This is a genomic window from Chryseobacterium gleum, assembly GCF_900636535.1.
Taxonomy (GTDB): Bacteria; Bacteroidota; Bacteroidia; order Flavobacteriales; family Weeksellaceae; genus Chryseobacterium; species Chryseobacterium gleum.
In genome coordinates, this window is record NZ_LR134289.1 from 577,813 (window position 1) to 590,450 (window position 12,638).

General features: G+C 36.1%; 9 protein-coding genes. 6 read left to right on the plus strand and 3 right to left on the minus strand.

The genetic code is table 11. From position 1 onward, the window contains the following. Positions 1-58: 58 nt before the first annotated feature. A complete protein-coding gene (locus tag EL165_RS02610; protein ID WP_002979718.1) occupies positions 59-880 on the minus strand; it encodes an alpha/beta fold hydrolase in 822 nt (273 codons plus the stop codon). 663 nt (positions 881-1,543) lie between these two features. Here EL165_RS02610 and arr point away from each other — a divergent pair. Beyond that, positions 1,544-1,978 (plus strand): NAD(+)--rifampin ADP-ribosyltransferase, encoded by a 435-nt coding sequence (gene arr / locus EL165_RS26545; RefSeq protein ID WP_343687194.1) that lies wholly within the window; start codon positions 1,544-1,546, stop codon positions 1,976-1,978. Here the strand turns inward: arr and EL165_RS02620 are convergent. Continuing rightward, positions 1,971-3,353, minus strand: coding sequence for a S41 family peptidase (locus tag EL165_RS02620; RefSeq protein ID WP_002979713.1), 1,383 nt, complete (start codon positions 3,351-3,353; stop codon positions 1,971-1,973). The two genes, arr and EL165_RS02620, sit on opposite strands and share 8 nt — an antisense overlap. 265 nt (positions 3,354-3,618) lie before the next feature. On the opposite strand from EL165_RS02620, the gene EL165_RS02625 reads away from it, so the two are divergent. The 3 genes from EL165_RS02625 (at position 3,619) to EL165_RS02635 (ending at position 9,002) form a co-directional block, all read left to right on the plus strand. Beyond that, positions 3,619-6,648, plus strand: a complete 3,030-nt coding sequence (locus EL165_RS02625; RefSeq protein ID WP_002979711.1) for a sensor histidine kinase — start codon at positions 3,619-3,621, stop codon at positions 6,646-6,648. Next, a complete protein-coding gene (locus EL165_RS02630) occupies positions 6,645-7,259 on the plus strand; it encodes a response regulator transcription factor (protein WP_002979708.1) in 615 nt (204 codons plus the stop codon). Before EL165_RS02625 ends, EL165_RS02630 begins: the two co-directional genes overlap by 4 nt. Positions 7,260-7,421: 162 nt before the next feature. Continuing rightward, positions 7,422-9,002 (plus strand): autotransporter outer membrane beta-barrel domain-containing protein, encoded by a 1,581-nt coding sequence (locus EL165_RS02635; protein ID WP_002979706.1) that lies wholly within the window; start codon positions 7,422-7,424, stop codon positions 9,000-9,002. Between the two features lie 101 nt (positions 9,003-9,103). Here the strand turns inward: EL165_RS02635 and EL165_RS02640 are convergent, their stop codons facing one another. After that, positions 9,104-10,078 carry a helix-turn-helix domain-containing protein gene (locus tag EL165_RS02640; protein ID WP_041461788.1) on the minus strand — a complete coding sequence of 325 codons (975 nt, stop codon included), beginning with the start codon at positions 10,076-10,078 and terminating at the stop codon, positions 9,104-9,106. Between the two features lie 164 nt (positions 10,079-10,242). Between EL165_RS02640 and EL165_RS02645 the strand changes: the two genes are divergently transcribed. Next, the gene (locus EL165_RS02645) at positions 10,243-11,430 is read left to right on the plus strand and encodes an FAD-dependent oxidoreductase (RefSeq protein ID WP_002979702.1); all 1,188 of its coding nucleotides are present in this window, start codon (positions 10,243-10,245) and stop codon (positions 11,428-11,430) included. Positions 11,431-12,242: 812 nt separating this feature from the next. Further along, positions 12,243-12,611, plus strand: a complete 369-nt coding sequence (locus EL165_RS02650; protein WP_002979700.1) for a hypothetical protein — start codon at positions 12,243-12,245, stop codon at positions 12,609-12,611. Positions 12,612-12,638 lie beyond the last annotated feature (27 nt).

Consider the following 12,638-nt stretch of genomic DNA (forward strand, 5'->3'; position numbering starts at 1 on the left):
ACAAATATGCAGATGAAAAAAGGTGGACAATTCAGTCCACCTTTTTATGTATAGTTTGTTAAGACTGGATAAATTCCAAAAGGTCTTTATTAATCGTTTCATGCTCTGTAGTCGGCATACCGTGAGGGAAACCAGGATAGACAATCAGTTTACCGTTCTTTAATAATTTAGCTGATTTTATCGCAGAATTTTCGATAGGGACAATCTGGTCATCATCTCCGTGCATTACCAGAACCGGAATATCAACTGCTTTCAGATCTTCTGTGAAATCCGTTTCAGAGAATGCTTTAATACCGTCATAATGAGCAACAATTCCTCCCATCACACCTTGTCTCCACCAGTTTCTCTGAACTCCGTCTTTTACATTGGCACCTTCTCTGTTATACCCATAGAAAGGGAATGTCAGATCATAATAAAACTGGTTTCTGTTGTTCATGGTCTGTTCCCTGATATTATCAAAAACTTCCATAGGAACGCCGTCAGGATTCGTTTCACTTTTTACCATAACCGGCGGAACGGCACTGATCAATACTGCTTTTTTTGCTCTTCCATTAGCATATTTATGTACATATCGGATCACTTCACCACCTCCGGTAGAATGTCCTATATGAACAACGTCTTTCAAACCAAGAAACTCAACAAGTTCTGCAGCATCAGAAGCATATTGTTCAATAGTATGATTATAAATATTCTGGCTTGAGCGGCCATGGCCTCTTCTGTCATGGGTAATAACCCTGTAACCTCTCTGTAAGAAAAAGATCACCTGTGCATCCCAGTCATCGGATGATAGTGGCCACCCGTGGTGAAACATCAGTACAGGTCCTTCTCCCTGGTCTTTATAAAAAATTTCAGTTCCGTCTTTTAATGTTAATGTACTCATAGCTTTAAATTTTTAATGTTGATGATTAAGTTATTTTGTAATTATGTGTTGTCTTAATTCTTTAGCAAATGTAATAAGGCTAAGTTGGATTGAAATTAAACTAGATTAATTTCGTTCATTTGAAAGTAAAAAGTTATAGAAATTAATTTATTTATTGCTTGATGTTAAGTAAATATAATGAAAAAAAATGGCCTTTCCTGAAAAGGGCTTGTATAGTCTGTTTTTAAATCAAATAAAAATATCTTTATCAATAAGATGGTTAAAGTTCTTTTTGACTATGCTTTCCGTTTCATCGTATTTGTATACATTTGTCAGATCTACCGAAACAATTTTAAAACAATTAAAAAATAAAGCATGGAATTCTCACCTTTTAATAATGTGGTTAAACTATGTCTGCAAGGCATGGCCATGGAAGAAAACGGAATGTCAGAGGAGGCAGGAAGACTGTTTTTGCAAGCCTGGAATGAAGCAACGGATGATCACGAAAAATTTCTGGCTGCTCATTATGTTGCCCGTCATCAAAAAACAACTGCAGATGAGTTAAAATGGCTGGAAACATCATTGGATTTTGCTTTAAAAATAAATGATGATACCGTTAAAAGTGCGCTGCCTGCTCTTTACCAGAAAATTGCTCAGTGCTACGGAAAATCAGGAGATACGGAAATGTCAGAAAAGAATGCTGAACTGGCATTGCAGTTAAAAAACCATCCGTCTGATAAAGGCCCTTTTTATCATGGAACAAAAGCAGATTTAAAGGTTGGAGACTTACTGACGGCAGGAGGGAACTCCAACTACCAGTCTGATCTGAAAATGAATCATATCTATTTTACGGCTTTGGTTAACGGGGCAGGACTTGCTGCTGCATTGGCAAAAGGGGAGGATAAAGAACGTGTCTATATTGTAGAGCCAACAGGAAATTTTGAAAACGATCCGAATGTTACCGATAAAAAATTTCCCGGAAATCCCACCCGCTCTTACCGCTCCGAAATGCCTTTGAAAATTATCGGGGAAGTTACAGAATGGACCAGACCGGCGCCTGAAGATCTTCAACGGTTCCGTGAAAAACTGGAAAACAGCAATGGGGAGATTATCAATTAGTCTCCTTATTTGTTTTCACTGCTTTTAATATATATTCCAGGGGCTTATCAATACCATTAATCTTATCCTGCAATGTCGGAACTATGAGGATATCAGGAACTACGGGGGTATAACTACTTGTATTGCAGTCAGCACCGAAGCTCATGGATGAAGTACTCCGCATTTGAATTTTACTGTTGGGAAGGGTAAACATAAAGGCTTCACCAAAATCATTGGTATATTCACCCGTTGGCTCACCTACAAGCTCTGCCAGTTTGTACTGCTTCATTCCGTCTGCTACAAGATTGGCGCTTGAAAAGGTAAAAGGACCAGTTAACACATATACTTTTCCTTTAAAAACAGGATCATTTTTAAATTTATTAAAATCCGGTTTACAGTTTCCTGTTTCCCAGACGGTTCCGTTCTCCATTTTCAGATATTCACTTTCGGTATTATGGTCTGCGATGAGTTTGTCTTTATAAATCTGGCTTATTTTCCAGCGTTTGCTGCCTTGCAAAGAATATTTCTGATCTGTAATATAGCTTAGCAACAGGTCTCCCAGAATAGAATTTCCACCGCTGTTGTTCCGGAGATCAATGGCTAAATCTTTAATATTTTCTTTTCTTATTGTTGAAAATGTCTCACTGAGGAACTTATCAAAATCATCCATATTTCCGGACATACTCCTGAAGTCCAAATAAGCCAGTTTATGATTGATGATTTTGAAATCATAAGGCTTTGCAATTCCCGGCATTGATAAAGCCAGGAAATCTCTGAACTTCATTCCTTCATTAATGGTAATTTCTCTGATATCTCCTTCAGGTAACTTATACTTTACAGAGAAAGGAGCGGTTATATTTTCCAGATACAGAAAATAGCTGAATAATTTCAGGGATATAATATCTCTGAACTGGCTGGTTCCGCCGATATTCTTTTTCATGTTCTGGAACAAAGATTCAATATCTTGCCCATTAATACTGAGAATTGCTGATCCTGCAGGTATTTGTCCTGTATTTGCTGATGAATATAATTTTTCATGATCTGAAACGAGTAACAGCGGAAAGAAAATGGGTTTGGAAAAGTCCTCTTTCATGAAAGACTGGGAAATGCCCGGATTGGAATGGGCATCCTGCAAAAGAGCACTTACCTGATACATCACCAAAGTCATTTCCTTTAATGATAACTGATCCGGCAGTTTGTTTTTAATCTTATCCACTTCCGTATTGTATTGCTTTTGAGATATAAACAGGAAAGGGCTGTAATGAGAGTCCAAAACCGTTTTACTGTAATAGTCAATATCATCCTTGGCCTGCTGCCTGCTTACTGTATTTTGAGAAAAGCATAATGATATTGATGAGAATAATACAATAACTAAAATTGATTTCTTTGTAATCATAATAAAGATTAAAAATTTTATCTTCAAAAATACTAATTAATGAAACATACTGGAGATGTGTGTGTTAGAATATTCTGAAACATGATTGATTTTTTACACGATGAAACAGACAGTAATAATAAACATTAATACAGCTTCGGTTATTAAAGTAAATTCAAAGGTTATCCGAAATATATCGGAAAAAAATACAGATGTTTTTGTGTGATTGATGTATAATTTAATAATAAAGTGTTTCAAATGAATTATATTTACGCTATTGATAAAAATGATTGGTTTGTTGCGTAGAAATATTCTTACAGTTGGTTTTCTGTTTGCTTTTCTCTTGTTTTATTCCCAACAGTACACGGAGCAGGTTTTCAACACAGATAACGGACTTCCTCAGAATAGTGTAAAAGATATTATAAAAGATAAATATGGCTTTATCTGGCTGACTACAGAAAATGGAATTGTAAGATATGACGGACTTAATTTTTTTGTTCATAAAAACTTTCCACTGAACAGTCAGCGGTTTACCTATTTTTACGGTGATCCTGCTAAAGACAGCATTTTTACGCCGGGAGATCATGGAAAAACAGTGTTGATACACCAAAAGTTTCCAAAAGTAATTAGTCCTGTAAAAAAATCTCCAACAATTATTGTTAAAGACAATATCAATTATCATTTGTGTATTTCAAACTACAGCTACAGTCCTTCTCCGGGAGTTTATTTTTTTATGGATTTCAGAAAAGGGAGGTATTTAATAGCACAAAATTCCTTTATTTATGAAGATTTTCGTTCAAAATCACAGATAACACTTGATGTAAAGCCACTTTATAAAAATGATCCGAATGCCTTTACGATAGGAGATGTACTGTTTTATATTGACCGAAGCGCTAAAAAAGTAAAAAAAATAGAAGAAGGAAAAATTACAGGTTCTTATGATTTGCCTGTTGTAGCAGATGTCAGAAGTAAAGTTTTCTGGAACAGAACCAATGGGCAAGGATTTGTCCTGAATAATGATATCCTTTATAGATTAATTTCCAATAACGGAGCACTTACACTCTCAAAACTGGTCAGGCTGGAGCATATAAGTGAAAGCAATCTGATGAGCATTTACTATGATGAAAAATACAAAAAACTTTATCTTGGAAGCAGTACAGACGGACTCAAAATAGTGAGTTTAACAGATTTCACCTCTTCGAAAAAGAGCACCCCAAAATCATCAGCTGTTTTTTATGCGATCCAGCCTTACAATGATTCATGTGTCATTAATCCGGCAGGGGAAATTTATAACCGGAACGGATTCATTAAAAGCAAAAACTTCGAAAAAAATATATCTTATTTTTTTAATTTTGATAAATACGGCAATATTGTAACCCGGAGAGAACAAACTCTTTTTGTATACAGTAAATCGTCCGATTTTATACATTTCCAGAGCATTTCCACCGGAGAAGACACTGTGAAAGATTTTTTCTTTGACAATGGAAAGTATTATGTGCTGGCCGTGAAACAAAAAAAAGGGAATACCGAGTTCACAGGTACATTAAGCATTTATGAAGACTGGCCTTTTAAATCGTTAAAGAAAAAATACCTGTTTGCCAGCGAACCTACGAAAATGGTATTGACAAAATCCGGTGATATTTTAGTGGGTACAATAAAAGGATTGTACAGAATATCCGTCGGTCATAATAAAATCTACAATTTAAACGGGAAAAATGAATTATCAGTTCGTGATATTGTACATACTGCAGATGGAAATGTATGGGTAACCACGCTTGGAAAAGGCTTTTATCTTTTAAAAAACGACCATCTTATAAAGCTGCCTGGTGATACAGAAGGCAATCTTTTGTCACCGCATACACTGCTGGAAGACCCTAATGGTTACTTCTGGATTCCTACCAATAATGGATTGTATAAAATAAGAGAAAGCATGCTTTTAAAATATGTACAGAACAGGAGTTTTAAATTGAATTACTACAGATACTCGAAGGAAGCCGGTTTTAGTACCAATGAATTTAATGGGGGAAGCAACATAAATGGAAACAAGTTGAAAAACGGTGATTTTGTTTTACCTTCATTAAGCGGACTTGTATTTTTTAATCCTTTGAAAGTTAAGAGTTATTATCCGGCAGCTCTGTATATAGAAAGGGCTTTGGTTGATGATAAAGAGAGATTGTTTACCAATATCCTCAATCTGAGCCAGGAAAACAAACGGATTGAATTGTTTATTGATGTCCCATATTATGCAAATCCTGATAATATTGTCATTGAAGCAAAAGTGGACGATGACAGAACCAGTAAATGGCTGTCCGTAGGAAAAGACCGCAAGTTTATTCTCAACAATCTTGGCCATGGTACCCATTTTCTTGTGGTCAGAATGCTTGTTTCTGATAAGCAGGAATATGTTTTCAAAAAAATTAAAATTATTATTCCTCCCTTTTTTTATCAGACGTTATGGTTTAAGGTGATTATCGTTTTCCTGCTACTTTTCCTGCTTTATTTGTCCATAAGATGGCGGACAAGTTTTCATAAAAAGAAAAACCGTGAACTTGAAGCAGTAATACGATCTAGAACCAAGGCGCTGTCACAAACAGTAGAAGATCTGGAGATGACACAAATAAAGCTGGGAAAAGAAATCGAACAGCAGAAAAAGCTCATCGGAACAATTACCCATGATATTACCACACCATTGAAATTTATTGCTTTAACCAGTAAAGAAGCATTAGACTATGATGAAAAGAATGCATACCGTACAGAAAGAATTCTTAATTCTATCTACAAATCATCTAACCAGCTGTACAATTTCACAAAAACACTGAAAGAGTATGCTGATATATATAGTGAATACAGGAGTGATGAAACAGATTGGTATTCCTTCTATGATCTTGTGCAGGAAAAGAAAGTACTTTTTGATGAGATTGCAGCCAATCATAACACAGCAATTATTAATAATGTAGATAAAGGATTAATGATACAGATCAGTAAAAATATTCTGGCTGCTATCATTCATAATTTAATGGATAATTCCGTAAAATATACAAGAAGCGGAACGATTACTATTAACGGATCAGATGAGCAGGAAGCGGTTGTCTTAGAAATTGCAGATACGGGAATCGGTATGGATGACCATAAGATTGAATATTATACCAAGCTTCAGGAGAACATTGAAAATGAAAAACTGTTATTGCAGAAATACGGTATGGGGCTTCACCTGATCCTGCAGCTGCTCCAAATGCTGGAAAGTAAAATTATAATCAGAAGAAATGAGACCAAAGGAACCTCTTTCCAATTAATTCTTAAAAAAACAAAAAAATGATTAAAAAGATCCTTATAGCAGATGATCATGATATTGTATTAACGGGAACCGCTATCATTTTAGAATCACGTATTACTGATGTTCTCATAGATACAGCTTCAGATTATCCCGAAGCCCTCGATAAAATCTCCCGACAAAAATTTGATTTGCTTATCCTGGATATCAATATGCCTGAAAGCAGAAATAAAAAAATGATCTCAGAAATCAAACAGCTTGATCCTGCCTTGAAAATACTTGTTTTTTCAGCTTATGAGGAAGAAATTGCCGTGCAATATATAAAAGAAGGGGCAGATGGGTACATCAATAAGCTCAGTAAGGTAGATACGATTTCTGAAGCTGTGATGAAAATGTTTTCAGAAGGGAATTATTATCCTAATGGTTTTGTTAATAAGCTATTGCAGCCTTCTGCACTGGATGCTATCAAGAGTTTATCAGAAAGAGAATATGAAATTTTTATGCTCATGGTAAAAGGAAACGGAAATCTGGAAATTTCAAATGAGATGGATATTCAGATGTCAACCATCAGCACTTATAAAAAGAGAATTCATAAAAAGCTGAAAACAAGTAATCTGGCCGACCTTATTAAACTATATGAAGCCTATATGTCATAATACCGATTTCTATGAATAAAAGCTATTTTTTGAGTGTAGAAAATTTTCTACAAATGGCTTAGTTTTTTTCTACGCATGGTGATGTTTTCTGTAGAATTTATTCTGATATTTTTACATTATGTTAAACAACCGGGTTTATTAATGTAAATAAAATAATGATAAATGTTTAAAATTTCTACAAAATTAATCTTTGCAATGATAGCCTTAAGTCCGGCTATTGCCTTTGCCCAGGCAGGAAATGTTGGGGTCAATACTGTCAATCCGGGTTCAACCATGGATATTAACGGATCATTGGCAGCGAATTATAAAGCGGTTACTACAGCCACTTATAATTTAACATTATCAGATTTCCATGTTTCATATAATGGGAGTTCAGATGCTGTATTCGGCTTACCAGCTTCTATCAGTGGGGTTGGAAACTTCAGAGGAAGGATTTACAGAATTAAAAACAACACAAACTTTAAGATCACCGTGAATGCTGTCGCTCCGGAAACAATTAACGGGAATGCCAGTATTTCGGTACCAGCCAATCAGAGTGTGGAACTGGTGAGCACGGGACTTACCGGAACGAATTCTACGTGGGAACTTCTTTCAACGGGGACATCTGCTACAGGAGACTATATTATTGTGAAGCCAAATGCAGCTCAATCAGTATCTACAGGATCGGATGTGACATTCGGATCTGTCATTGCTTCCAACAATATTACTTATAACGCAGGTGTTTTCAATCTGAAAGCAGGTAAAACCTACGTGCTCCGTTGTCAGCTGCATGCTACAGATTTTTCGCTGGCAGGAGGATTCTTTGTGTACGAATGGGTAGATGCTTCCAATAATTCCGTTCTTCCTTCCAGTACAACAGGAGTTGTGGATGCCATAAACAATTATCCGGCAACATCTATTGGCGGCCAGCCGGAAGCCTATGCTATTTACAAACCAACAGTTGATACCTCTGTAAAAGTAAGGCTCGGAGGTGCTGGAACCGCACAGCTGAATCCTGGAATAGGATTTATGACGGTTACCGAGCTGGCCGGAGGTAATGGAAATGGCGGGACAACAATCATTAATAATAATATCACGGCAAGTAACGGTCTTACTTTATCCGGTACAGATGTAAAATTAGGAGGAACGCTTTCACAGCCGACAGATATTGCTACGGCAGGAAACAATTTAAGCATCAACGGTACAGGAAAAGTTCTTGTGGGAACCAATACAGTACCTGCAGGAGCAGCCAGTGCAAAAATTGTTATTGATAACGGAACTACCAATGGTGCCCTTCAGATCAAAGATGGTACTCAGCAGCTGGGGTATGTGCTGACCAGTGATGCTAACGGATTGGCAACATGGTCTTCCACTGTTACTACAGCATTTGCCAATAACTGGACACCCTATACCGGAACATTGGTAAATCCTTTTACAGGAGGAACGGGAGGTGGCGGATTGAATACCGGAATTCAGGTTACTATTCCGGCAAAGGGCTGGTATTTTTTCCGATGTGGGATCGCTATCAATTCTGATTGTAATGATTATTTTTTCTATATCAATGGCATTGGTGATGTCTGGAGAAGCTACTGCGGATCAAATACTGCAGCATTTATGTTTCCAAGAGATCAGAACAGGGTGTTATATTTTGCTGCACCAGGAACGTACACTGTGTTGGCTGGAAAAACAAATGGAGTAGTGCCGGCATCATTCAATGGTGGTAACCCTTCTTTTTACCTGGATTTTGTAAAGTTCCAAAACTAAGATGTAGTCTGAACAGACTAAAAAAGATTCTAAAAACATACTATGAAAACGAAGCTGTAAAGTTGATTCTTTACAGCTTTTTGTTTAAATCATATTTAATGTTAATATCTTGCCTGGTTCGGAGGAATGCCAAACTTTTTCTTGAAAGCACTGCTGAAATGCTGCAAAGAACAATAGCCTAGTTCCAGCGCTATTTCTGTTGCCTGCTTTTTACCGTTTATCAAATCATTCTTTGCCTTTTCTAAACGTAAATCCGACAAATAGGAAAAAGCGGTCTGATTAAAAATTTCTTTAAATCCCCGTTTTAGTTTATATTCATTGATGCCTGCTATCTTTGCCAGTTCCGGCAGGGTTGGGGGAGAACTTATATTTTTCACCAGATAATCACGGGCAAAAACAATGCGTTCCTTATCGTAATCATTTTTTATATACTCCGGTTTGTGATTTTCAACAATATTAAATGATTCTGCCTGTAAAACAAGAAGCTCAATTGTCTTTGAAAAAAGAAACAACCGTTTTGATCCGCTTGAAAATTCACAATTTAAAATTGAATCGATGCAGGTACGTAATGGTAAGCCGATATTCAAATTTGAAACTGAAAAAGCAGTGGGAGTCCCCGAAACTATTTTATCTGCAAATTGCTGTAGAGATTCATTTCCGTCTTTTGATATTGCAAGAAAAGCCTCTTTTGAAAATTGAATCATAAATGATTTCATCTGCGGTTCATCCCATTTCATTGTACCTTCAGCACCGGTACCATAAAATAAATTATGCTGATTCCCATTCAGTTCAAAAGAACTGTTCATTCCATGTTGCTGTATTGAAGTTTTTCCCTGCAGATTAAAATGCATCGTGACAAGTTCCATATCTCCCTTCCAGTCAAGCTCTGTGGATTTCTCAAGCTCTGTTTCAGAATAAAGCATTCTGATGCCGTCAAAGAGCCATTGTTTGGTCGTTATCTGCCCAAAAGGAATATCTGTCTTAAAGACATTTTCTTTAAAACCATAGGAATTGAAGTCGTTTTCATCAAAGCCTGCTGTAAATATCCTTTCGCTGTTTTTCAATTCAAACCCCATTACTCCCTGATTTGCTAGTTTAACTCCTTTTTTTACAAGTTTCTTCTTTCTTTGTGTGATAATTTTACCACACAGGATTATCAGAATTAAAGATAGAAAAAATTCAACAGAGAATAGCTTGCAGAAGAAAAACATACATATCCTTTGATGTAATATAGAAAGCAATGAATAAAAAAGTAATTATAATAGGTGCAGGTGTTGCCGGCCCGATACTGGCTTTGCAATTGAAAAAAATAGGTTTTCAGCCAGAAATATTTGAAGCAAGACCTGAAAATAACAGAAATGAAGGAGTCTTTTTAGGCATTACTCCTAACGGATTAAATGTATTGAAAGAATTTATAGATCTTGAAAAACTTAAAGAAGATTACACTCCGGGTTCAATGAAATTTTTTAATGCCAGAGGAAAACAAATAGCAGAGCTGGGAACTGCTTATCAAAAACAGAAGTATGGAGTAGAGACCTTGCAGTTAAAGAGGGCAAATCTCAACACCTATGCCCGGGCGGCAGCAGCTGAAGCCGGTATAAAGATTGAATATAATAAAAAATTTGTCCGGTATAATGAATCAGAAGATCAGGTAACAGCCTACTTTGCAGATGGAACTTCCGTTACAGGTGATATGATAATTGGCTGCGATGGAATGTTTTCTGAGGTAAGGAATCAGCTGTTCCCGGAAAAGTCTGTCATCAGATATACAAAGCTCATTTCTACCGGTGGATATGCCAAAATTGCTGAGCTCTCAGAACCTCTTGATTCGATAAGGATGACATTTGGAGAAAGAGGCTTTTTTGCTTATTCGGTTTCAGATAAAGGAGAGGTATGGTGGTTTAATAATTACTTCAGAGATCAGGAGCCGAAACCACAGGAAACAGAAAAGATACTGAAAGATGAAATCAAAGACCATCTTGCAGATATTCATAGGAATGATGACCCTTTATTTTCCCGCATCATCAGGAATAGCTACGAAATTATTGCTTATCCGGTGTATGATCTCCCCAGGCTTTCGAAATGGTATAAAGGGAAAGTCTGCCTTATTGGAGACGCGGCGCATGGTATTTCTCCACATATAGGACAGGGAGCTTCGTTAGCACTGGAAGATACTGTTGTTATTGCTGAACAATTACAATTAAATAAAGAATGTGAGGCCGCCTTTCAGTCCTTTCAATACGAGCGGCAGCCCAGAGTTGAAAAAATAATAAAAAATGCAAGAAAAGTTGGAAATACCAAAACAAAAACAAACCCGATAACGGCCTGGTTCCGGGATCTTTTTATCAGATTCTTTATCAGTAAACAGATTAAGCAACTAGACTGGATATACGGATGGAGCTATGCGTCAGAAAATAAAGGTAATTAGCTATTAAATATCTCATTATGACTGTACTCATAAAGAACCGAGGAATGTTTTCCTAGATTTGAGAATAAGTTTTTCATTCATCCAATAGTTTTTAGCCTCTTTTGGGAGGCTTTTTATATGAAAATTATTTTATTTAAGGAGTTCGTATCAAAAAACAGCCACAGTATAAAACTGTGGCTGCCTTTTTGAAATCAAATATCGACTATTATAAAGATCCGGAGCGGTGAATTGACAAGGTGCACAAGGTACCATGATCCGCTTTACAGACTCTACTTTTATACTTCAGTGGCCTGCCTGGCAACAGCATTTGAAGATCCTGTTAACATGATGAGATCTTCAGCATCCCTTTATAAGAAAACAGAAGTACTGATCTCAACCTGTGCTATTAAATTGCCATAAAATCCAATGATATCAAAGGGAAAATTTTATTTTCATAATATATCTGAAAGCTAAATTTTTCACTAATTTAAGAAATATCTTTAAAAGCTGAAATATAAATCATTTAAAATTTTATTGGGTAATTAAAAACTATTGAATTTCATTATTCTGAAATTTCCGATGATATTTTTTAATAACTCAAATTATTTACACTCGTAATTGTTTGAAAAATATTTGTATTTTAGCCGAAATATATCGTTTTTTAACAAACATATTGGTTGCTGATTAAAATTCAGATAATCTGAAGGAAAAAATTAGTAGATTTGCACGAAACAAAAAAATAATAAATATTAAACAATATTCTCTGTGACTGGATTTTTAGAAGGAAAGTGTACAGGAATAACAGGATTTTAGGTTATAAAACTACTGAAACTATGAAGAAACTTTTTTTACTTTTATTAACGGCGTTTTTATTTATCGGTTGCAGCTCAGATGATGATACGATCTTTGATTATGTAGGAACATGGTCTGGTTCTTATGAAGGAAGCGATAAAGGAGTCTGGAACTTTGTGGTAGACGAGAGCGGTAAAGTGGTAGGAACAATGCATTCCGATGTTAATAATGAAAACTACAACATTTCCGGGAATTTAAGTGAAACAGGAGATCTGAACGCAACGGTAGGACTTCCTTCGAAGGGAGAATTCAAAGGAACATTATCCACAGATAAAAAAGGAAACGGAAACTGGTTAAACTCACTTCCAACACCTGCAAAATCGGGAACCTGGAAAGGAGAAAAGAAATAAAAAAGAAAGTCTGCAGTAGATTCTGCA